14 protein-coding genes and 2 tRNA genes are annotated in these 23,204 nt (G+C 66.2%); 10 read left to right on the top strand and 6 right to left on the bottom strand.

The window, feature by feature from the left end:
* Positions 1-20: 20 nt before the first annotated feature.
* Positions 21-455 carry a Fur family transcriptional regulator gene (locus ABD115_RS03515; RefSeq protein ID WP_343958253.1) on the bottom strand — a complete coding sequence of 145 codons (435 nt, stop codon included), beginning with the start codon at positions 453-455 and terminating at the stop codon, positions 21-23.
* Between the two features lie 157 nt (positions 456-612).
* On the opposite strand from ABD115_RS03515, the gene secA reads away from it, so the two are divergent.
* The 4 genes from secA to ABD115_RS03495 all read left to right on the top strand — a co-directional run bounded on the left by secA (position 613) and on the right by ABD115_RS03495 (position 5,706).
* Complete coding sequence (secA, locus tag ABD115_RS03510; protein WP_343958251.1) at positions 613-3,369, top strand: preprotein translocase subunit SecA; 2,757 nt, start codon at positions 613-615, stop codon at positions 3,367-3,369.
* Between the two features lie 68 nt (positions 3,370-3,437).
* Positions 3,438-4,391 (top strand): DsbA family protein, encoded by a 954-nt coding sequence (locus ABD115_RS03505; protein WP_343958249.1) that lies wholly within the window; start codon positions 3,438-3,440, stop codon positions 4,389-4,391.
* A gap of 45 nt (positions 4,392-4,436) precedes the next feature.
* Positions 4,437-4,509, top strand: a tRNA-Thr gene (locus tag ABD115_RS03500).
* A 252-nt stretch (positions 4,510-4,761) separates the two neighbouring features.
* Positions 4,762-5,706, top strand: coding sequence for a DMT family transporter (locus tag ABD115_RS03495; protein ID WP_343958247.1), 945 nt, complete (start codon positions 4,762-4,764; stop codon positions 5,704-5,706).
* Between the two features lie 149 nt (positions 5,707-5,855).
* Here ABD115_RS03495 and msrB read toward each other — a convergent pair whose 3' ends face one another.
* Positions 5,856-6,275, bottom strand: a complete 420-nt coding sequence (gene msrB / locus ABD115_RS03490; RefSeq protein ID WP_343958245.1) for a peptide-methionine (R)-S-oxide reductase MsrB — start codon at positions 6,273-6,275, stop codon at positions 5,856-5,858.
* A gap of 243 nt (positions 6,276-6,518) precedes the next feature.
* Between msrB and ABD115_RS03485 the strand changes: the two genes are divergently transcribed.
* Positions 6,519-11,090 carry an HtaA domain-containing protein gene (locus tag ABD115_RS03485; RefSeq protein ID WP_343958243.1) on the top strand — a complete coding sequence of 1,524 codons (4,572 nt, stop codon included), beginning with the start codon at positions 6,519-6,521 and terminating at the stop codon, positions 11,088-11,090.
* A 42-nt stretch (positions 11,091-11,132) separates the two neighbouring features.
* Positions 11,133-12,008: an HtaA domain-containing protein gene (locus ABD115_RS03480; RefSeq protein ID WP_343958241.1), complete on the top strand. Its 876-nt coding sequence runs from the start codon at positions 11,133-11,135 to the stop codon at positions 12,006-12,008.
* 77 nt (positions 12,009-12,085) lie between these two features.
* On the opposite strand, the gene groL is transcribed toward ABD115_RS03480, so the two are convergent.
* From groL to ABD115_RS03465, 3 genes are all read right to left on the bottom strand, one after another.
* A complete protein-coding gene (groL, locus tag ABD115_RS03475) occupies positions 12,086-13,705 on the bottom strand; it encodes a chaperonin GroEL (protein ID WP_121078806.1) in 1,620 nt (539 codons plus the stop codon).
* A gap of 166 nt (positions 13,706-13,871) precedes the next feature.
* The gene (locus ABD115_RS03470; protein WP_343958239.1) at positions 13,872-14,465 is read right to left on the bottom strand and encodes a LytR C-terminal domain-containing protein; all 594 of its coding nucleotides are present in this window, start codon (positions 14,463-14,465) and stop codon (positions 13,872-13,874) included.
* Positions 14,466-14,574: 109 nt separating this feature from the next.
* Positions 14,575-15,693, bottom strand: coding sequence for a heme/hemin ABC transporter substrate-binding protein (locus tag ABD115_RS03465; RefSeq protein ID WP_343958237.1), 1,119 nt, complete (start codon positions 15,691-15,693; stop codon positions 14,575-14,577).
* Positions 15,694-15,827: 134 nt separating this feature from the next.
* On the opposite strand from ABD115_RS03465, the gene ABD115_RS03460 reads away from it, so the two are divergent.
* From ABD115_RS03460 to ABD115_RS03445, 4 genes are all read left to right on the top strand, one after another.
* Positions 15,828-16,895 carry a FecCD family ABC transporter permease gene (locus ABD115_RS03460; protein WP_343958235.1) on the top strand — a complete coding sequence of 356 codons (1,068 nt, stop codon included), beginning with the start codon at positions 15,828-15,830 and terminating at the stop codon, positions 16,893-16,895.
* Positions 16,895-17,710 (top strand): heme ABC transporter ATP-binding protein, encoded by an 816-nt coding sequence (locus ABD115_RS03455; RefSeq protein WP_343958233.1) that lies wholly within the window; start codon positions 16,895-16,897, stop codon positions 17,708-17,710. The genes ABD115_RS03460 and ABD115_RS03455 overlap by 1 nt, the downstream gene beginning before the upstream one ends.
* A gap of 95 nt (positions 17,711-17,805) precedes the next feature.
* Positions 17,806-17,881 (top strand) — tRNA-Ala (locus ABD115_RS03450).
* A 644-nt stretch (positions 17,882-18,525) separates the two neighbouring features.
* Positions 18,526-21,309: a helix-turn-helix transcriptional regulator gene (locus tag ABD115_RS03445; RefSeq protein WP_343958231.1), complete on the top strand. Its 2,784-nt coding sequence runs from the start codon at positions 18,526-18,528 to the stop codon at positions 21,307-21,309.
* Here ABD115_RS03445 and ABD115_RS03440 read toward each other — a convergent pair.
* Entirely contained in the window at positions 21,273-23,201 is a 1,929-nt protein-coding gene (locus ABD115_RS03440; protein ID WP_343958229.1) for a LuxR C-terminal-related transcriptional regulator, read from the bottom strand. The genes ABD115_RS03445 and ABD115_RS03440 overlap by 37 nt on opposite strands.
* Positions 23,202-23,204 lie beyond the last annotated feature (3 nt).

Genomic DNA, 23,204 nt, shown 5'->3' with positions numbered 1-23,204 from the left:
CCTGTGGCGGCGGGGGCGGGCTAGCCGGTCGTCGCGCAGTCGCTGCACAGGCCGTGGAACGTCACCTCGGCAGATTCGATGCTGAACCCGTGGTCGGTCGACGGCGTGAGGCACGGCGCGGCCCCCACCGCGCACGGCACGTCTTCGAGGCGACCACACGACCTGCAGAGCAGGTGGTGGTGGTTGTCGCCAACCCTTGCCTCGTACCGCGCTGAACCGCCAGCCGGGGTCACCCGGCGCACGAGATTTGCCTCGGTAAGCGCTGTGAGTACGCCGTAGATTGCCTGAAGCGAGGTGCCCGGGAGCTCGTTGCGCAGGCGCTCGTAGAGCTCGCTGGCATCGAGGTGCCCACCCGGCTGCAGTGCGTCGAGCACCGCCCGCCGTGGCGCCGTTGAGCGCAGGCCGGCGGCATTGAGCCGGGCGGCTGACTCGGTGGCGTGGTGTGTGATGGGCATGTACCCAGTGTAGCCCTTATTTTGAATGATTCAAATTAAGGGAGGAATTCCCAGCGCAACGCCCACAGCCGTTGCTAAGCTGAGGAGTTGTCACAATTAGGCAACGACGATGCCCTGCGCCGCAGCTCATCGCGCACTACCGTACAGGAGACACAACGTGGCGACAGTCCTCGAGAAGATCCTTCGCGTCGGCGAAGGACGCACGCTCAAGAAGCTCGAGCGGTTGGCCAAGACCGTCAACGATCTTGAGCCCTCCTTTGAGAGTCTCAGCGACGAGGAATTGCGCGGGGAGACCGACGAGTTCAAGGCCCGCCTCGCCGCGGGCGAAACGCTCGACGATCTGCTTCCCGAGGCGTTCGCGGCCGTTCGTGAGGCGGCGAAGCGCACGATCGGGCTGCGCCCCTTCGACGTGCAGGTGATGGGCGGCGCGAACCTGCACCTCGGCAATATCTCCGAGATGAAGACCGGTGAGGGCAAGACGCTCGTGGCAACGATGCCCGCGTACCTCAACGCCCTCGCGGGCAAGGGTGTGCACGTCGTCACAGTCAACGACTATCTCGCGAGCTACCAGTCAGAGCTGATGGGGCGCGTGTTCCGCGCGCTCGGGCTCACGACCGGGTGCATCATCTCCGGGCAAGACCCGGTGGAGCGTCGCAAGCAGTACGACGCCGACATCACCTACGGCACGAACAACGAGTTCGGCTTCGACTACCTGCGCGACAACATGGCCTCGACCGCTGCCGAGCGCGTGCAGCGCAGCCACTTCTTCGCCATCATCGATGAGGTCGACTCGATTCTCATCGACGAGGCGCGCACGCCGCTCATCATCTCGGGCCCCTCCTCGGGCGAGGGCAACCGCTGGTTTGGAGAGTTCGCGCGCATCGCGAAGACGCTCGAGGCAGGCGTTGACTACGAGGTCGACGAGAAGAAGCGCACCGTCGGCGTGCTCGAGCCAGGCATCGAGAAGGTCGAGGATCACCTCGGCATCACCAACCTCTACGAGTCGGTAAACACCCCGCTGATCTCGTTCTTGAACAACTCGATCAAGGCGAAGGCACTGTTCACGCGCGACAAAGACTACGTCGTGCTGAACGGCGAGGTGCTCATCGTCGACGAACACACCGGCCGTATTCTTGCCGGGCGTCGCTACAACGAGGGCATGCACCAGGCCATCGAGGCGAAGGAGGGCGTGCAGGTCAAAGCAGAGAACCAGATGCTCGCCACCGTCACCCTCCAGAACTTCTTCCGCCTCTACGACAAGCTCTCGGGCATGACAGGTACCGCCGAAACCGAGGCCGGCGAGTTCATGTCGACCTACAAGCTCGGCGTCGTGCCGATTCCGACGAACAAGAAGATGCAGCGCATCGACCAGCCCGACCTCGTCTACAAGAACGAGGAGGCAAAGTTCGCGGCGGTCGTCGACGACATTGCGGAGCGGCACGAAAAGGGCCAGCCCGTACTCGTCGGCACCACGAGCGTCGAGAAGAGCGAGTACCTCTCGCGCCAGCTCGCGAAGAAGGGCGTGCGCCACGAGGTCTTGAACGCGAAGAACCACGCGCGCGAGGCCGCGATCATCGCGCAGGCGGGCCGCTTCGGCGCCGTCACCGTCGCCACGAACATGGCCGGCCGCGGCACCGACATCATGCTCGGCGGCAACGCCGAGTTCCTCGCCGTGCAAGAGATGACGGCGCGCGGCTTCTCCACTGAAGAAGACCCCGAGGGCTACGAGGCAGCCTGGGACGAGGTGTTCGAAGCGGTGAAGGAGGCCGTTGCGGGCGAGGCCTCGAAGGTCACCGACGCCGGTGGGCTCTACGTGCTCGGCACCGAGCGCCACGAGTCGCGCCGCATCGACAACCAGCTGCGCGGCCGCTCCGGCCGTCAGGGCGACCCGGGCGAGAGCCGGTTCTACCTCTCGCTCGCAGACGACCTCATGCGCCTGTTCAACTCGGGCGCAGCAGCTGCCCTCATGAACCGCGACAGCTTCCCCGACGACCTCGCGATCGAGTCGAAGATGGTCACCCGCTCGATTCAGAGCGCTCAGAGCCAGGTCGAGGCGCGCAACGCCGAGATTCGCAAGAACGTGCTGAAATACGACGACGTGCTCAACCGCCAGCGCAAGGCGATCTACAGCGACCGCGCGCAGATTCTTGACGGCGAAGAGATCGAGGAGCGCGTTATCGCGTTCCGTGAGCAGACCATCGACGCCATTCTCGACTCGCACGGCGCAGACGAGAACTGGGACTTCGACGCACTCTGGTCAGACCTCAAGCAGCTCTACCCGATCGGGTTGACCGTCGACGAGGTCGTCGCCGAGGCGCCGAACGGGCGCGTCGACAAGAACTACCTGCGACGCGAGATTCTCTCTGACGCCGAGGTCGCGTACGCGAACCGCGAGGCGTCGCTCGGCGAAGAGGCAATGCGCGAGCTCGAGCGCCGTGTCGTGCTCACCACGATCGACCGCCGCTGGCGCGACCACCTCTACGAGATGGACTACCTCAAGGAGGGCATCGGCCTGCGCGCGATGGCGCAGCGCGACCCGCTCGTCGAGTACCAGCGCGAGGGCTTCACGATGTTCGAGGGCATGATGGGCCAGATCAAGGAGGAGTCGGTAGGGCTGCTCTACAACCTCGAAGTGCAGGTTCGCCCGAACGAGCCTGGCCACGAGGGCCACGTGCACCTCGAGGGGGGCGGGCTCGACGAGCAGACGAAGCCCGACGAGGCGCAGCTCAGCTACAGCGCGCCAGACGAAGACGGCACGCCCGAGGTGAGCGGCGCAGCGGCGAAGGGCGCGAAGGGCAAGCAGCGCCCAGCGCAGCAGGCTCAGCCGACCACCCGCGGCGCCTTCGGGCAGCAGGTGCCAGCCGATGAGGCAGGCCCGGCCAACCGCGCCGAGCGCCGAGCTAAGAAGAAGTAGCAAGCGCACCAGCGCTTTGCCCATCACCCTGCATCGACCCACGATGTCTCTCTGGAGGAAACACAGCAATGTCGAATGACACCACGTCACGACTGTCGAAGAACGAGCGCCGTGCTCAGGCACGGGAGCAGGCAAAGCTCGCTCGTGAGGCAGAGAAGAAGCGCGAAAAGCGCCGCCGCCTCTATATTCAGGGAGGCGTCGTGCTCGGCGTCATCGCGATTCTCGCGATCGTCGGGCTCATCTTGACGCAGACGCTCAAGCCAGCAGGGCCCGGCCCGAAGAACATGAGCTCGGGCGCCGTCGTGTTCACGAAAGACCTCAAGGTCGTGCCGTCGCCTGCGCTCGCCGACCCGAGCGCAGAGCGCGTTGCGCCCGAAACGAACCGCGACGAGCTGCCGCTCGATGTCACCGTGTACGTCGACTACATGTGCCCAGCCTGCGGTAACTTCGAGGCCCAGAACGGCGTCATGCTTGAGAACTACGTTGGCTCGGGCGACGCGAACCTCGCGATCTACCCGATCAACTTCCTCGATTCGACCTCGCTCGGCACCAAGTACTCGACCCGTGCGGCGAACGCCTTCGGTTGCGTCGTCGAGCAGCAGCCAGACTTCGCCTTCGAGCTGCACAAGCGCCTGCTGAGCCCCGAGGTTCAGCCGCAGGAGCGCACCCCGGGTCTCGACGACAAGGAGCTGCTCAAGCAGGCAGAGGCCGCCGGCGCGAAGCCAACGAGCGAGCTCAAGAGCTGCATCCAAGATCGCCCGTTCAGCGCGTTCTTCACCGAGAACTACACGAAGGCCGGCGAGGGCATCTCGGGCCTCGCAGAGGGCCAGCGCCTGCTCATGCCGAACAGCGCGACCGAGCTGCAGCCCGAGGGCGGGCCGCAGCGCCTCGTCTCGACACCGCTCGTGCTCGTCAACGGTCAGCAGTGGAATGAGGGGCGCGATGGCTCGCTCGAAACCTTCATGCTGAAGATCAAGGGTGAGATCGAACAGGCCGGTGCCGCTGACGCGGCAACGGAGTAACAAATTTCCGACTAAGATCGGAGGGGCGGCTTCGGCCGCCCCAGCGCCTCCTTAGCTCATCTGGTAGAGCAGCAGCCTTGTAAACTGCAGGTGATCGGTTCGAGTCCGATAGGGGGCTCACACGAACGGCCCCGCCTCGGCGGGGCCGTTCTGCGTGTGCGCGGGCGTGTGCGTGTTCGCGGGCCCCGCGCCCCGGGCCCCGGGCCCCGCCCGACAACTTTCTGCGGGAAACGCGCAGTATGGGCGTCTCTAAACGCGCGTTACGTGCAGAAACCTGCGTTGGGGTGGGCGGGTCGGGGCGGGGCACGGCGGGCACGGCGGGCACGGCGGGCAGGGCAGGGCACGGCTGGGAGCCGATATAGTTGGGCAAATGGCGCACCCCAAACTGCAGCTCGCGGCGGCCCTTGTCGGCTCTGGGCTCGCCGGAGTGCTCGTGGCCCTGCAGTCTCGCATCAACGGGGGCCTCTCGCAGCAACTCGGCAACGGCTTTGTCGCCGCTGCGATCTCGTTCGGCGGCGGCCTCGTCGTGATGCTGCTTGTGCTGCTGGTGTCGCGGCGCGGCCGGCAGGGCATTGGCCTGGTGCGGCGCGAGATAGCCGCCGGCAGGCTGCCGCGCTGGGCGCTGCTCGGCGGGGCAGGCGGCGCGTTTCTCGTGCTCAACCAGGGTCTGATCACCCCGCTCATCGGCGTTGCACTCTTCACCGTTGGCATCGTGGCCGGTCAGGTCTCTGGCGGCCTCGTGCTCGATCGGCTCGGGCTCGGCCCCGGCGGCAGAATTCGTGCCACCCCAACGCGTTTGGTCGGGGCGGCCCTCGCGATCGTTGCCGTTGTCGTCACGGTCGCGGGTGCGCTCGACTCGTCGCTTGCGCTGCTCGTCTTGGTACCTGTGATTGTGGGCGCCGGCGTCGCTGCGCAGTCGATGGTCAACGGGCTCGTGCGGGCGGCGGCGCAGAGCGCGGTGACCGCGACGCTCACGAACTTCATCGTTGGCACCGCGCTGCTCGTGCTCGCAGCCGTCGTGTCGCTGCTGTTCACCGGGTGGCCGACGCACTGGCCGAGCGAGCTGTGGCTCTACAGCGGCGGCCTGATCGGCGTGGTGTTCATCGCCGTCGCTGCGATGCTCGTGCGCAGGGCCGGCGTGCTACTGCTCAGCATGTCGAACGTCGCTGGGCAGCTCGTCGCCGCGATCGCCTTCGAAATCGGGTTCCCGCTGGCAGGCGGGCTCACGCCGGCACTGGTTGCGGGCACGCTCATCGCGCTCGTCGCCGTGGTGATCGCGGCTGTTCCGAGCAAGCCGGTGGCGGGCCGAGAATGACGGGCCGCGCCGAAGCGGACCAGCCCGCAGCGGATTAGCCCGCAGCGACCAGCCCGCAGCGACCAGCCCGCAGCGGATTAGCCCGCAGCGACCAGCCCGCAGCGACCAGCCCGCAGCGGATTAGCCCGCAGCGACCAGCCCGCAGCGATTTAGTCGGCCGCGTCGAAGCCGAGAGCAAGCGAGTTCATGCAGAACCGGTTGCCGGTCGGGGTGCCAAACCCGTCGGGGAAGACGTGCCCGAGGTGCGAGCCGCAGTTCGCGCAGCGAACCTCGGTGCGCACCTGCCCGAGGGTGGTGTCTTCGAGCAGCTCGACCGCATCGGGGTTGATGCTGTCGTAGAAGCTCGGCCAGCCGCAGTGCGACTCGAACTTTGTGCCGCTCTTGAAGAGCTCGGCGCCGCAGCCGCGGCACGAGTACAGGCCGTCGCCCCATTCACCGAGGAGTTCGCCGGTGCCCGCGCGCTCGGTCGCCGCCTCGCGGAGAATCGCGTACTCATCTGGCGTCAACCGCGCCCGCCACTCGCTATCGCTGAGTTGGAACGGGTAGTTGCCCTCGCCGATTGCTGCCATCATGCACCTTCCGAAGTTTGCTGCTGCGCCCAGCATACGCGCGATTCGCCGGGCGCCCGCTGTGCAAACCAAGCGGGGCGGAGCGCTGCCGAGGGCATGGGTAAGTGCCAAAGTTGCATCATCAGACGATATTCGTCAGACTATTACGGTGTATGCGAACTTAGGTCAGCCTCAGTTCGATCCGATGTGTGCCTGGGCGCCCGCAAAGCAGCCAAGCAAAACGAATTCTAGGAGACGCCCGTAGTGAGCACTCTCGCCGCGAAGAATGGCCGCCTCGGCGCCAAAACTCTTGCCGTTATTACCTCCCTGCTCGTGGCTCTGAGCGGGCTGCTCATTACGCCTGCGGCGCAGGCTGCCGAAACCGCAGCGGGGGCGGCCGCGAAGACGACCGTGCAGTCGGCGAGCGCCGCCGGGCTCGAGATTCGCGTCGAGTTCTCGGGCGTCGCGCCCTCGCCGCTCGGGCCCCCGCAGAACATGGGCGTCTACGCCGCGCTCGTGAAGCAGGGAACCGTCGAGACCGTTGGCCAGGGTAACTGGGTCACCCCCGCGCAGATGCCCGATGGGGCGGGCAGCACGACCTTTGTCGCCGCGCCTGCCGACGGCCTGAACCGCGACACCGCCTACGAACTGCTCATCTGGTACGCGCACGGCAACCCCTCAGACGAGGCGATCGTGCTGCGGCAGGCGATGACGGTGACCGACGAGCAGTGGAACCTCGTGTTCCCGCCCGCCCCCGAGGCGACCGCGACGAGCACCACGCTCACCGCGGCCGCGACGACAGTTGAGGCTGGCGCGAGCGTCTCGCTGACGGCGACCGTCGCGCCGACCGAGGCGGCGGGCTCCGTCGCGTTCGTTGATGCGGCCGGTGCGCCCGTGGGGTCGCCACAGCAGGTCACTTCAGGATCCGCCACGGTCACCACCCAGGCCCTCGCGGCGGGTTCGCACGCCTTCACCGCCACCTTCACCCCCGCAGACGCCGCGGCGTTTGCGCCCTCGACCTCCGCCGCCATCTCGATCACGGCGACCGAGGAGACGACGCCCGTCGAACCGGCCGAGCCCACCGTCGCGGCGGCCGTGACCGGTGCCTCGACCACGGGGCTCGAACTGTCGGCCACGATTGAGAACATCGTGCTGCGCGCGGCGGCCGATGTGCCCGATACGGGCAAGGACGACCAGGGTGTGTACGTCGGCATCATCGAGAAGGATCGCGTTGACGAGTACGCTGCCGACGCCAAGGCCGGTGCCACACAGGATTTCGCCTACAAGACGCTCATCAAGGGCGGCAAGGTGACGCGCGACATCAGCGTGCCGGCAGACAAGCTCGATCGCTCGAAGCAGTACGTGGCGGTCTCATGGCTCGCGCACGGCATGATGACGAAGGAGCGCTACCTCGGCCAGGCAGACCTGAAGGTCTCGACGGCTCAGTGGGACGCCGTCTTCCCGCCGAAGATCGCCGTGAAGGCCGCGGTCAAGGCTGAGGAGGCAAGCGCCAAGAAGCTCGAGCTCGACGTGCAGGCGAGCGGCATCGCGCTGCGCCCCGGCTCGGAGACCCCGAGCGGCCGCCCCGACGCGGGCGTGTACATCGGCATCATCGAGAAGAGCCGCGTCGGCGAATACGCAACTGACGCGCGGGCAGGCGTCTCCCAGACGAGCATCGGCGCGGGCTCGATCGTAGACGGCAAGTTCACGCAGACCGTCACGATTGCCGCCGACGAGCTCACCGCGGGCGCCGAATACGTCGCAGTGATCTGGCGCTCCCACGGCTACCTCACCGAGGCGAGCTTCGTCGGCCAGGCCGACGTGCAGCTGAGCTGGAGCCAGTGGCAGGAGCTCACGGGCGAGGCGGCGATGCCGACCTCGGTCGCTATCACGAGCTCCGCTCCGTCTGTGAGCGCAGGCCACAGCGTCGGCCTCGTCGCAACAGTCACGGCCTTCGAAGCAAACCCGACCGACAAAGCGCTGCCCATCGGCACCGTGCAGTTCTTCGCCGACGGCCAGCCCCACGGCAAGGCGCTCCCCGTGAGCCTCGTAAAGAAGTCGAAGACCGGTGCGACGCAGATCACCAGCCCCGAGATCGCCGAGGGCGACGCACGCGTGTTCACCGCGGAGTTCACGCCGCTCGACGCAGGCGACTACGCGCCGTCGAAGTCGGCCGATGTGACGGTCACGGGCACCGAGGCTACGGGCCCGTGGAACCCGCAGATCGAGGTCTTTCTGAAGATCAACGGCGAGGTCACCCCGTACACGGGGCAGAAGGTCTACCGCGGCGACGAGATCGTCGTGCGCGGATCGGGCTTCGACCCCGAGGCAAACGTCGGCGGCCGCGGCATGCCGCTGCCGTACGGCCCGCAGGGCAGCTACGTCGTGTTCGGCAACTTCACGGCAGACAAGTGGCGGCCCTCGCAGGGCTTCCCGGCGACCGCGCGCGCGGTGAGCGCTGACGCCCAGGGTTGGGTGCTCGCGCGCTCTGTCTTCGACACGGTGCCGGCGATGTACAAGCCGGCCGTGCAGAAGCAGTGGGTGGAGCCGACGGAGGGCGGCAGCTTCGAGTGGACGACGAAGCTCGTCACCCCGAAGGAGCTCGCGCCGGGCGGCAAGTTCGGCGTCTACAGCTACGGCGCCGGCAGCGTGAACAACGCTGCCGAGGAGCTCGAGGTCGCCATCGACTACGTCGACGCGGTGCGCCCTGGCAACCCCGCCATCACGGTGACGCTGCCCAACGGCACCCCGTACACGAACCAGGAGCTGCGTGAGGGCGACAAGCTCGTCGTGAAGGGAACCGGCTTCGACCCGTACGCAAATCTTCCCGAGAACCCAGCGGGCGGCATGCCCATTCCGAACTCGCTGCCGCAGGGCACCTTCGTGGTCTTCGGCTCGTTTGCGAACGAGTGGCAGCCGTCGAAGGGCGCCGCGGGCGCGACGCGCACGATGCACAAGGATTCTCGCAAGTGGGCGCTCGCAGAAGACACACTCGAGGCCGTGCCAGCGCAGTTCCGCGAGACGATTCGCAAGGAGTGGGTCGAGATTGACCCGGCGACCGGCGCGTTCGAGGCGACGCTCACGCTGCACACCCCCGAGAGCCCGCTCGAGGGCGGCACGTTCGGCGTGTACACCTACGCCGGCGGCGCGGGCCAGGCGGCCAACGCGGCGCAGGAGCTGCAGCTGCCCGTGAACTACAAGACGAAGACGACCGAGCCCGAGGTGCCAGTCGAGACCGTTGGCGGCCTCGACTGGGCGTTCAACACGGGTTGGAACGGCTACGTGCGCTTCGTGGCGGGCGGCACGATCACGGGCTCGAAGGGTGCGACGACCGACGCGAGCGGCCTCACGAACTACACGCAGGTGAAGGGCGGCAACTACGACCCGAAGACCGGCATCGGCTCGATTCACTACGAGGGTACGGTGCGTTACCAGAGCCAGGCCCACGGCTTTGATATCGCGATTAAGGACCCGCGCATCACGTTCACGTCTGCGACCGTGGCCGAGCTCTCGGCAGAGATCTCGAACACCGACACCGCCGGGGTCGGCAGCATGTCGCGCGTTGTGATGGCGAAGATCGCGCCGGGGGCGAGTGCTCTCGACGACACGGGCCTGCGCTCGTGGGCGAAGGCCACTGGGGTGTTCGCAAAGCTCTCGCACCCCGAGGGCTGGGTCGATTACTCGGGCAAGGACACTGCGCCGCTGAGCTTCAGCTTCGGCACCGCCGGCACTGTTGACCCGGGCGGGCCAGACGGGCCAGGCATCACCCCGCCGAAGCCGCAGCCCAAGCCGCAGCCCAAGCCGGTCGGTTCGTCTGGCCAGGCGCAGGCGGGCTCGCTCTCGTGGGGCATTTCCGCTGGCTTCAAGGATTACATCACCGGTCGCATCGCCAAGGGCGCGATCTCGACGAGCGGCGTCGGCGGCAGCGGGGGAGCATACCTCTTCCCGCAGGCAGCCGGCGGCTCGTGGAACGCGGCCACCCAGACCGGCACCGTGCAGTTCTCGGGCGTCGTGACCTTCACGGGGCACAGGGGCCTGCTCAACGAGCCGTTCGCGAACCCCGTGATCACGGTCACGAGCGCGACCTCTGGCACGCTGAGCGCGGGCGGCCGCACCTTCGGCCTCGACCTGGGAGCCGCGTCGAAGAGCGTCGGCGCGAACGGCGAGGTGACGTGGAGCGGCGTGCCGGTGAGCGGCTCGATCTCGGGTGGCGGCAGTGCGGGCGGCGCGGCGGGCAGTGGCTCGTTTGCGGCGGATCCGCTGAGTTTCACCGTCGGTGCAGCGAGCCGCGTGCAGTTTGGCTCGACCACCCAGACCGAGCAAAAGGCCGAGCGCGAGCCCGCTGCGACGGCTCCCACCACCGAGGGCATTCGCGTGATCACGCCGAAGGAGGAGCTTGTGCCCGGCGGCACGATCGAGTTCGTCGCCGCCGGCTTCGAAGCCGACGAGCGCGATGTGCTCGTGGTGCTGTACTCCGACCCGATCGTGCTCGACAAGAAGGCTGGCGCGAACCAGTTCGGCGAGGTGCGATGGATCGGCCAGCTGCCTGACGACCTTGAGCCGGGCAAGCACACGATCACCCTGCAGGGTTCGAAGGATGCCGGCGCGATTATCGACGTCATCGACCCGAAGAAGGCCAAGCAAGACAAGCCCGTCGTGAAACGCCAGGATACGGGTGTCGCTGAGGCCCAGGCCGCCGGCGTTATCCCCGAGGCCGCTGGCGGGGCAGTGTGGATGTGGTGGGCAGGCGCGGGAGCGCTGCTGATTCTCGCCGCAGCGCTGACCGCGCTGGTGGTGCGGCAGCGCCGCGCCGCAGGCGGTGCTAACGTCGATTAAGGCAACGCCAGTTAGCCGCTTGACCCTCCCGAGGAGACACACGTGAAACGAGACACCGCGCGCCGCACCGTGGCAGCAGGGGTGGCAGCCGGGCTTGCCGGCGGGCTGCTTCTGCTTGGCCCGGCAGGCCCCGGCTTTGCGAGCACCAGCGAGGCAGCGACCTGCACGGTGAGCGGCGGCGAGCTGAAGTGGGGCGTGAAAGAGCGCTTCCGCAACTACATCAGCGGCAGCATCGCGAACGGCGAGTGGACGACCGAAAACGGGGCGACGTACGAGACACCGGCCTTCGGCTGGGCGAACGGCGCCGGGCAGGTGCAGCCCGATCTCGAGGCCGGCGCCGTGAGCTTCACGGGCGACGTGCACTTCACCGGGCACGCCGGCGCGATGAAGCTCGACCTGCAAGACCCCGCGATCGAGTTCACCGGCCCCGGTGCCGCGCAGCTCGTGCTCGGCATGGGCGCGGTCGACACCGAGGGCGCCGACGTCGAGCTCGAGCCCGTCGTCGCCGCGCTCGTCGACCTGAGCAAGGCCACCGCGACAGGCACGAGCTACTCGGTGGCAGACGCCCCGGTGCGACTCACCGCCGACGGCGCCGCGGCGTTCAACGGCGAGTACGGCGACTACGTCGCCGGCGACGACATGGACGCGCTGTCGCTGTCGTTCACGGTGTCGGGCTGCGAGCTCGGCCTCGCGCCCGTCACGGAGACCCCCACCCCGTCTGAGGAGCCAGAGGACGTCGCGGAGGATCCAGCGCCGGAGCCCCAAGCGGCCCCGATCCCGTGGCTCGCGATCGCGATCGGCGGCATCGCGCTTGTCGCCGTTGGCGTCACCACTGGCATGCTCATTGCCGGGCGTAAGAAGCCCTCGAGCGACGACGCAGCGGCGCAGACCTCCGACGGGGCGCCGCCCCGCGACTAACTGCCGCAGCGTCTCTACGACAAAGGGCCTGGGCCACACCCGAAGGTGTGGCCCAGGCCCTTTTGCTGCGCTGGGGCTTAGAAGTCCATGCCTGCACCCGGGTCAGCTGCCATGGGAGCAGCGGGCTCGGGCTTGTCAGCGACAACTGCCTCGGTGGTGAGGAAGAGGCCTGCAATCGACGCTGCGTTCTGCAGGGCCGAGCGGGTGACCTTCACCGGGTCGTTGATGCCGGCTGCGAGCATGTCGACGTACTCGCCGGTCGCTGCGTTGAGGCCCTGGCCCACGGGGAGCTCCGAGACCTTGTGCGCGACGACGCCGGGCTCGAGGCCAGCGTTGAGCGCGATCTGCTTCAGCGGTGCCTCGATAGCGACCTGCACGATTGCCGCGCCGGTTGCCTCTTCGCCGGTGAGCTCGAGGTTCGCGAACGCCTTCGCGCCTGCCTGGATGAGTGCGACGCCGCCGCCGGGGACGATGCCCTCCTCAACAGCTGCCTTCGCGTTGCGCACTGCGTCTTCGATGCGGTGCTTGCGCTCCTTGAGCTCGACCTCGGTCGCGGCTCCTGCCTTGATGACTGCGACGCCACCAGCGAGCTTCGCGAGGCGCTCCTGGAGCTTCTCGCGGTCGTAGTCGCTGTCGGTGTTGTCGATCTCGCGACGGATCTGCTGCACGCGGCCCTCGACCGCTTCCTTCTCGCCGCCACCCTGAACGATGGTGGTCTCATCCTTGGTGATGATGACCTTGCGAGCGGTGCCGAGCATGTCGAGCGTTGCGTTCTCGAGCTTCAGGCCGACCTCTTCCGAGATGACCTGGCCGCCGGTGAGGATAGCGATGTCCTGGAGCATTGCCTTGCGGCGATCGCCGAAGCCCGGAGCCTTGACGGCTGCCGACTTGAAGATGCCGCGGATCTTGTTGAGCACGAGGGTCGCGAGTGCTTCGCCCTCGACGTCCTCAGCGATGATGAGGAGCTGCTTGCCCGACTGGATAACCGGATCGACGACGGGGAGCAGATCCTTGATGTTCGAGACCTTGCTGTTGACGACGAGAATGTAGGGGTCTTCGAAGACGACTTCCTGGCGGTCAGCGTCGGTGACGAAGTACGCCGAGAGGTAGCCCTTGTCGAAGCGCATGCCCTCGGTGAGCTCGAGCTCGGTGCCGAAGGTGTTCGACTCCTCAACGGTGACGACGCCCTCCTTGCCGACCTTGTCGATAGCCTCGGCGATCAGTGCGCCGATCTGCTCGTCGGCTGCGGAGATCGAAGCGGTCGCTGCGATCTCGGCGGTGGTCTCGATCTCCTTCGAGTTTGCGTGCAGCTCGGTGATGACCGCTGCCACTGCCTTCTCGATGCCCTTCTTCAGGGCGATGGGGTCGCTGCCAGCGGCAACGTTGCGCAGGCCCTCGCGCACGAGCGCCTGAGCGAGCACGGTTGCGGTGGTGGTGCCGTCGCCTGCGACGTCGTCGGTCTTCTTCGCGACCTCCTTGACGAGCTCGGCGCCGATCTTCTCGTACGGGTCGTCGAGCTCGATCTCCTTGGCGATCGAAACGCCATCGTTGGTGATCGTCGGGGCGCCCCACTTCTTCTCAAGGACGACGTTGCGGCCGCGCGGGCCCAGCGTCACCTTGACAGTGTCAGCGAGGATGTTGAGACCCCGCTCAAGGCCGCGACGTGCCTCTTCGTCAAACGCAATCATCTTTGCCATGTAATTCGCCCCTCCCGGACGTCTAGGGAAAGCGGCAGACACCACAGGTGTACTGCGCCAGGTTTAGCACTCAGTCGATCCGACTGCTAACACTAATTTTGGCACTCTGGTGCTGAGAGTGCAAGGAGAGGCGCTCGCCCGGAGCGAACGCAGATCGCCCGCGGGGCTACGGCTTGCCCGGGCCGGCGTAGTCGGTGCCGATGAGCACGGTGAGTCGCGCGCCACTGTCGGCGTATTCGGTCGCGAGGTAGGTCGAAACCCCTCCGAGCTCCTTCGCGAGCCCCAGGGCAGCGGCCTCGTCTGCGGCGTCGGCGTAGAACACCGCTGAGATCTCAATATCGGCGCTCGCTGCGGGCCCAGCAAGCGCGATCACGCCCCAGCCCTGCTCGGTGATCGCGGCGGCGACCCCCGAGGCGACATCGCCCTGGCTCTCGGTGCCATCGAGCACGGCGACGGTGGCCTCGGGGTCGAGTGCCGGCTTCACCTTGGCGGGGGCCTCGGCAGTCTCGGTCTCGGGCATGAGCGGGAGCTTTCCACTCGAGCCAGCGAGCGTCACACCGACGATGCCGATCGTGGTCAGCAGCGCTGCGCCAATCAGCCCGCCAACGACGAAGTGCCAGGTCACCCTCGGCTGCGCGGTGACCCGGTGGCTGCCGACGGCGCGGTCGTTGGAAATGTCGTCGAAGCGATCCTTGGGGTAGTCGGTCGTGGCCGCGCGGCGCGGATGTGTTCCGTGCGCCGCCTCGTGATCCTTCGCCACCCGCAACTCCCATTTCATTCGCCAGCGTCGGGCCGGGCGGCCTCGACAGCATTACCGATACAGAATACCCCGCCGGTGTGCGGCGATTGCTGAACGGGCTGGGAGCAGCCTACAGCGAGTCGGGAATATATATCGCGCGAGCGAGGGCATCGATGACGTCGGGCGTGCGACCGGCGCTCGCGAAGAGCAGCGCGTCATCAATGTCGATGATGCGGCGCTTCTTGCCCGCTGTCGTGAGCGCGATGCTCGGCTGCGCCTCGATCAGGCCGTCGACACCGTCGGTGCTGTTAAGCCCCTTCGACATCACCAAGATGATGTCTGGATCCATCTTCACGAGCGCCTCGTCGGTCATGGGGCGCTCGCCCTTCCAGCCGACCTCCTCGGCAACATCGATGACGCCGAGGGAGTCGAGGAGCGTGTCGACCCCGCTGCCCTCGCCAAACAGGTAGAACACGCCAGCGCCGCCTCGCACATACAGGAAGGCGACGCGGGGGCGCTTGGTCTCGTCGCTGGGAATGAGCCGGGAAACCTCGGCCTCCTTCGCTGCGATGGCGTCGGCGACCTTCTGGTTGAGCTCGGCCGCGGCGTCGGCGACGCCCAGAGCGGCGGCAATCTGCTCGGTCGCGGCGGCGCTCGACTCAGGGTCGACCGATCGTTTCACCACAACGACGGGCACGCCGGCGTTGCGCATCATGGTCACGAAGTCGATGCCCCCGACGCTCAGGTCAGTGAAGATCACGGAGGGCTCGAGGCCCAGCACCGACTCGGCTTCGATATCGTGGCCACCGCGCACCACGAGTGGGAGCTTCTCTGCGCCTGGAAATGACGTCGTGGCGTCTCGGCCAATGAGCTGGTCGCCGAGCCCGAGGTTGTAGACGATGTCGCTCAGCGTGCCCGTCAGCGAGACCGCGAGCACGCGCGACGTGTCAGTCACCTCGACCGGCACATCGCCCGACCGGTCGTGCGATTGCACGGTCACCGGCAGCGAGGCGGTCGGTTTCTCGGCGAGCGGCGTCACCGTCGGTGGGCCAACGAGTGCGGTCGTCGGCCCCTCGTAACTCAGCGGGTCTGCGAGCGGGGTGAGCGAGTCGAGGGGAGCGAGCTCCGCCGCGGCGCTGCCACCGCCCGAAGCCTCGGGAGCGCCCGTCTGGCAGCCCGTCAGCGTGAGGGCAACGCCGAGGGCAATTACGAGTGCGGCTCTCGTGCGAGATGTGCGCGGCTTGTGCATCGATACCCTCTCAAAAGTGTGACCCGAGCAAGCTTAACCTCACAAAGGTATGATGATGCGGGGGATTCGCTGAAATTCCCTCTGTACACGGCGCGATCTGCGCCCGGATCTCCTAGAAAGCCCCCCGCGCGAGCATGAAAAGCACCGACCGAACCTCGCTGTCGCGGCGAGGCAGTCGCGCACCCCTGTTGTTTGGCGTACTCGCGATTCTGCTCGTGCTCAGTGTGCTGATCTCGGCGGGCACTGGCCAGCTGGCGATTCCGCCGCACGAGGTGCTCGGCTCCGTGCTGCACCGCCTGGGCATCGATTGGCTGCCGTTGCCCTCGGTGCCAGCTGGTGACGAGGCACTCTGGGCGATCCGCTTCCCCCGCGTCGCGATGAGCGTGCTCGTCGGTGTTGGCCTCGCGGTCTCTGGCCTCATCATGCAGGCGATCTTCGGCAACCCGCTCGCGGAGCCCGGGGTGATCGGTATCTCGTCGGGCGCCGCGGTTGGCGCGGGCATCTCAATCGTATTCGGGCTCACGATGTTCGGCCAGTGGACCACCGCGATTCTCGCGTTCGTGACCGGGCTGATTGCGACCCTCATTGTCTACTCGATGAGCCGCGCCGACGGGCGAACCGAGGTGGTGACCCTCGTGCTCACGGGCATCGCAGTGAACGCGATCGCCGGGGCCGCGATCGCCGCGCTGACCTTTGTCGGTGACACCCAGTCGCGTGAGGCCATTGTGTTTTGGCAACTCGGCAGCCTGAAGGGCATGAGCTGGTCGCAAGTCGCGATCGTCACCCCGATTATTGCGATCGGCCTGATCGCCGCCTACGTCACCTCGCGCAAGCTCGACCTGCTCGCGCTCGGCGAACGCAACGCCCGCCACCTCGGCGTGAACGTGGAGCTGCTGCGCATCGGCATGATTCTCGTCGTCTCGCTGCTCGTCGGAGCGTCGGTCGCCTTCGCCGGCATCATCTCGTTCGTCGGCCTCGTGATTCCGCACCTCATGCGCATGGTGCTCGGCCCGGCCCACCTGCCGCTCGTCACCGCGTCGGCGCTCGCTGGCGCACTGCTGATGACGCTCGCAGACCTCGCCGCCCGCACCATCGTGCCGATGGCCGAACTGCCGATCGGCATTCTCACCTCGCTCGTCGGCGGCCCCTTCTTCTTCTGGTTGCTTCGACGCACCCGCAAGCGCTCGGGCGGGTGGGGCTAATGAACGCACGACACATCGCGCTACCCGAGCTCACGCCAGTCGGCTCGGTGGTCTGCTCTGCGAACTCGGTGATGATCGAGCGCGGGCGCAAGAAGCTGCTCGATGACGTCTCGCTTGAGCTGCGCGCCGGCGAGGTGCTGTCGCTGCTCGGGCCGAACGGTGCGGGCAAGTCGACGCTGCTCAGCCTGCTGTCGGGCGACGTCGAACCAGACGCCGGGCAGGTGCAGTTCAGTGGCAGGGCGCTGAGCGAGTGGTCGCTCGTTGATCTGTCGCGCCGCCGCTCGGTGCTGCTGCAGGAGAACCAGCTGCTGTTTCCGTTCACGGTGCATCAGGTCGTCGAGATGGGCCGTGCCCCCTGGCGCCGCACTGAGCTCGAAGACGACGATAACGAGGCGATCGGCGAGGCGATCGATGCCACCGACATCGGTCACCTCGGGCATCGCCGGGTGCCATCGCTCTCTGGGGGCGAGCGGGCGCGCACGGCCTTCGCGCGCGTGATCGCGGGCCGCACGGGCGTGCTCATGCTCGACGAACCGACGGCTGCGCTCGACCTCGGGCATCAAGAGGCGGTGCTCACGCTCGCGCGGGAGCGTGCTGCCGCTGGCGACGCCGTGCTCATCGTGCTGCACGATCTGAACCTCGCGAGCGCGTACTCCGATCGCATTGCGCTGCTGCGGCAGGGGAAGATCGTCGCGAACGGGGCGCCGAATGAGGTGCTCGACGCTGAGGTGCTCACCGACGTCTATCGCACGCCGGTCGAGGTGATTCGCCACCCCGAAACGGGAGATCGGATCGTGCTGCCCAAGCGGGCCTAGCCGCGCCGCACCCGAACACACTGCGCGGTGCGAAAGATTTCGCGCGGGGCCGCCGTGGCTGATAAAGTAGTTCGCTGTACGGGCACCGCCCGCACGGGTCCTTAGCTCAGTTGGTAGAGCGCGTCGTTCGCAATGACGAGGTCAGGGGTTCAATTCCCCTAGGATCCACCATTGTGATGAGTCGCGAGATGCGACACAGTTAGCGGGAGTCAGGCCATCGGCCTGGCTCCCGTTCTTCGTTCCGCCAGAAGCTTCGTCGACGGGTTATGTTGCAAAAGCGTGTGGATAGGCCCGGGCGCGTTCTGCACTTGCCTGGCATCGCGTGCGGTGTCATAGAGCGCAGGGCCCAGGGCTGGTTCTGTGAACCGGGGTCGTCGTTTCTGCTTTGTGTGATTTTGCTTGAGTGGCAGGAATCTGTTTCAGGAGCGCTTCCCACGCGACCTGAGAGTCGGCCCCGCACCATTGCCATGCCGGCGGGTGTGGTGTTCGTCGGTCGCGATGAGTGGGCACCAGGATCTGAGATAGGTTCCATCGATCATCACGCACTTGGGTGGGATCGTGACCTCGGCACAGGTAAGGGTCCGGGGTATACCGTCCCTGATCTTGCGGCGTGATCGCGGGGCTAGATGCTTTCGAGTACAGGCGGAATGACCTCATCATGCGCGGGACTGCTATGTGAGATTCATGCGAAGCCGCTAAAGTGGTAAATTGGCCCGGAGGCATGCCCTGGGCTGGGCCATAGGGGGGGGCAAGAGAACATGCAACCAAGCGCACAACAGCTTGGGGAACAAACAGATCGACGCTTGTCGCTGACAGTGTCTCGGCGCAGCTACGTGCAACAGGTGATCGAGAAGTCGCAGCAGCAGAACGGGATGCTGTTTGTCGTCGACGGCGAGGCCGGCATGGGAAAGACAATTCTGCTGCGCGCACTGGTCGACGCAGGGGACGAAGCCAAGTGGAACACCACCTTCGTGCGTGCCGACGAGATCGAACAACTCGAGCCCTATAGCTTCATCGAACGGCTCACCGCGAGCAATCTCTTTCCCGATTGGTATTTCATTCCCGACGCGAACACGACCCCGGTCGATCTTGCCCGCGAATGCGTACAACGACTTACGGCGGAGAGCCGCGATCGTGGCAACGTCATCGTCATCGATGATGCCCAGTGGATCGACGAAGCCTCGCAGCGGGTGCTTCGCTACGTGATTCCCCGAGTCATACGCAGGGGCACGTTCCTCGCGTTCGGTGCTCGTGCGCCGCATGTGCCAGGTAGCTTTGGGGAATTCTTGGTCACCCTATGCGGTGACAGTTCGCGCGATGCCGCTCATCACCTCAAAGCGCTCACTCCGCTGGAGATCTCGGGTCTTGTGCTCGAGCGTCACGGTGCAATGATCTCGGCACAGTCCGCCCAGCGTATCCTCGACGCGACCGGAGGCACCTTTCTGGGGGTCGATAGTGTGCTGGCCGCCATGTCGGATCGTGAGGTCTCGCAACTCCATCTCAGTTGGGAAACTGACATCAAGATCGACTTGCCCACGGACGCCCTGGTCCACTCCTTCAGGCAACTCGACCCGGCTGCCCGGCGCACTGCCGAACTTGTGTGCCTCGCTGGTCACGAACTCACGCTGCAGCAGTTGCGTCTCGCGGCGTCGCTGCTCGGTGAGCCTGTGCAGTACGAGCGCGCCATCGATGCAAATGTACTCGCTCATTCAGGGCACGATGAAGTTATTCTGCCGCGGCATGCGTTGCTAGCCGAAGCGATAGCAGACACTGTTTCCGCGGAGCGGGCGCGGCAGGTGTTTCGTGCGCTTGCGGAGACAACCTCGGGCCACCGTTCGATCCGTCATCGCATTCGGGGCGCTGAATCGTGGAACGACGAGCTGCACGAGTTCGTCGATTCGTATGTGCACGATGAAGCATCACAGGGCAGGCTCGTCAACGCGAGCGAGGCCCTGCGGGAAGCTCTCGCCCGTGCCGAGCTTCCTGAGGCACGCGCAAAGCTGCTCGCCGACCTCGCACTGCTGCACATGGAGGCGAAGACGAGCTACCTCGTGCTTGACATTCTCGACGAGCTCGAAACGCTGCCGAAAGACATGTTGCATGAGATGCTCTGCGTCGTGCTTGCCGCGCACCGCGTGGGAGCCGAATCACCTCAGGAACGCATGCAGCGCTTGCTCATGATGCACCCGAAGAACGCTGACGAGCTCGTTGTGCTCTCCTACTTTGCGTTCATGGTTGTCATTCTCACGATGCGCAGTCCCGACACATCGGGAGTCGCTCAGATTATCGCGCTGGCCAAGGGGCTCGCAGCGCAGTTGCCGGCGGATCCCGCTACTGTTGCAAACCCTCGTCTGAGATGGATGGTTGACCCAGTCGCGCAGGCCGTGGTTCTCGATTGCTACCTCCTCGTAGGCGCGCAACGCATCGCCGACGCGGAAACCGTAAAATCATCGCTCCCAGACCTAGTTGCGCGCGCGGAGCAACTGCCCGAAAGCGCCCTCAAAGTCGATGCGCTAGTCGCAATTGCTGGCAGCGAAGTATCGATCGGCGACCTCGCCGCGGCGAGAAACCACGCGCAACAGTCGGTCGACATGATCGACCGCGTACCCGAGCCGTGGGCCGCGGGAACTGCGCGAGTGATACTCGTCGACTGCATGATCTTGCAGGGCGACTACCAGGCGGCGAACGACTACCTGAGTCTGCTTGAAGAGTTTTCGTTCACCACGATGGACGTCGAGATGAGGCCAGCACTCGCGGCGCTTCGGGCCAGGCTCGCGGCGATCACCCAAGAAGGCGATTGGGTAGCGCACGCGGAGCACGCGAGGCGTCAGCGTGACTTCGTGTGGGAAGCCTACGAGCCCGCGCTTAACCTCATCACCGACTGCGAGGTGTCGCGAGTCACAGGCGACGTTACGGGGGTGCTCGTTGCGAGTGAAGGGGAGTGGGTCGAACGACTCGAGAACACGAGACACGGATTTCTCACGTACCGGGCGCACGCGCTCATTGACGCGGGAGAGCTCGATGAGGCTGCAACCCTCATCGAGCAGCTCGCGGCTTGGCGGGGAACGCGCTGGCTCGAGTATTGGGGCAGCCTCGACTGGCTGCAGGCGCGGCTTGTGCAGGCACGTGGCGATCACGATACCGCGCTCTGGCACTACGCTGCAGCGATCGAAAACGAGCCATACCCCTTGCAGCTGGGCCTCTGCCGCGCCGACTACGGCGAGCTCCTGCATGTGATGGGACAACGCGACGAAGCGTCGCACCAGCTCAGTCTCGCGGTGCGAGGACTTGAAGAGATCGGCGCCCTCGGTTACGTGCCCCAGGTGCGAAACCGGCTCGCGTCGATGGGCGTGCCGGAAGCTAACCAGATCGATGATGCTGCGCTCGACCTGCTTACCGATCGCGAGCGGCAGATCGTGGCGCATCTCGCGAAGGGCCGCTCGAACAATCAGATTGCCGAATCGCTGGTCGTATCAGTCGCGACCGTTCGCACGCACGTGTCGAACGTATTGCGCAAGCTGGGGCTCTCGTCACGCGGCGAAGTGGCGAAGCTGCACTACGACTATGCTCCCGGTGGAGTGAGGAAACTCGAGGCCTGATCCTCGGCGAGCAGATCGTGGAGCTTCTCAAGCAGCTCGGCGCGATTCGATGCGCCGACCCTTCCCTTAATACGGGCCACATGGTGTTCGACAGTCTTCGGTGAGATGTAGAGCTGCTCGCCGACAGAGCGATACCCGTGGCCGTCGAGTACGAGCCTCGCAACCTCCACCTCGCGAGCCGTAAGCACCGACGGTTTCACCGCAGACGCGTGTGAGCCCTGCTCTCTCATAACTTCGCGAGCGAGCTGCATCAGTGACAGCGCACTCTCGCGTTCCGGATGCTGCAACGCTGCTTGCCCGGCGAGGCGCGACGCATCCCACGTATGGCCGATTGATGCGAGGGCTCGCACGCTACGCTCAACCGAGTCAGCGTCGGACTCACCACGCAGCACCTCGAGCCACGTGTGTCCGGCCGTCGCGAGCACCGCCGCGTATGGGCTCTCAGCGCCGGCGTGAGCGAGCGCTTGCGCATAGGGGATCAGCGAGGCGGGGTCTTCAGCCTGGAACGCAGATTGCACTCCCTGCCAGAAGAACGGGGCGGCCCAGACCGGAGGGTGATCGAGCGACTGCAGAAGGTCGGTCGCATCGATGACCAATTGCTCGATGCGGTGCTCATCTCGCAAGCGCGCGGCAAGCACCATCATCTCGCCGAGCGCAAGCAGATCGAAGAGTGTGAGACGGAGACCGAAAGTGTGGCCGCGGATCTCGCGCCACGCGTTGTACATCGCTGAGAGATCTGCACGCCTTCGCGCGATGCCACCCTGCAAGCACCAGTAGAGCAGGAGGTCGCGTTCGCTGAGCGCCTGGGGCTTGCCACACCTGGCAACGTGCTGCTCGGCAGCGTCGAGTCGTCCCTGCACCATGAGACCCCACGAGAGCAGTAACAGGTGCCGTCGCCTCCCGCCCTCGCCGCCGAGGTGGCTCTGTAGCGCTCGGGTGAGGATGATTTCGGCGGTCGCGGGATCGCCGGTGCCAAACGCGACAAGCGCGGCGAGCGCAGCCGGACTCTCGGGAAACACCTGGTCCGCGCCGATTGGGGTGAGCGCAGAAGCTGACTTCGCGAGCAGATCGAGCGCACGTGGACCGGCCTCGTTGAGGCTCGCGATGAGCCCGTCAGCGAGATTGGACATGCCGGCCGAATAGCTCGTGAGACCATGAGCTGGCATGGCACCGCGCCACTGCACCGCTGACTCGAGGTCGCCCAGCCCGACTGCCGCGACTACGGCCCACGCACCGTGAACTCCGATGTGATCCGCACCGATGGAGCGGTAAATTGCGCTCGCGCGCTCGCAACGATTGCTTTGCAGGTGGGCACCCGCCGCAAGCAGCGCTGCACTGCGCTGCTTGTCTGAAGGTTTCGAGTCGAGGAGCTCTTCGGTGAGTGCGAGCACGAAGCTAGGTCGACACCTCGCCGCGGCATCGGTCGCGCGCCGAATGCGTTGAGCCGCATCATCCTCGTTGCGGGCCCGCGCCACCATAGTGAACGCACTGAGCGCCGCCGCGTCGTCTGGTGTCGTACCGAGAGCTCGCGTGAGTAGCTGCAGGAGTGCCTCGTCTGCGCACCCCGATTCCGCGAGCGCGAGGAGCGTTGACGTTCTTGGTGCCCCACCCGAACGCAATTCGGCGAGCACCTGATCATGAATCTCGCGGATTGTGCCCGCGTCTGCCTCGGCGATCAGGCGGGGAGCGGCAGAGGTGCGTAGCGTCCCCTCGTGCACGTGCACGATCCCGTCACGCATGAGGGAAGTGAGGTCGTCGTGGATCGCCTGCTGCGGCCTCGCAATACGCATCGTCAGCTCGCCAGCGTTTGCCGGTGCCGACACCGCGATATGGAGGAGCAGCGTCGTGACCTCACGCTCTCGGTCAGCTGCAAGCTGCGTGGCGGTGCTCATCGA

It is taken from the genome of Leucobacter albus (assembly GCF_039528015.1).
In the GTDB taxonomy this organism is placed as follows: Bacteria; Actinomycetota; Actinomycetes; order Actinomycetales; family Microbacteriaceae; genus Leucobacter; species Leucobacter albus.
Note: the sequence above shows the minus strand (reverse complement) of the source record. Positions and strands in the feature narration are given on the sequence as shown.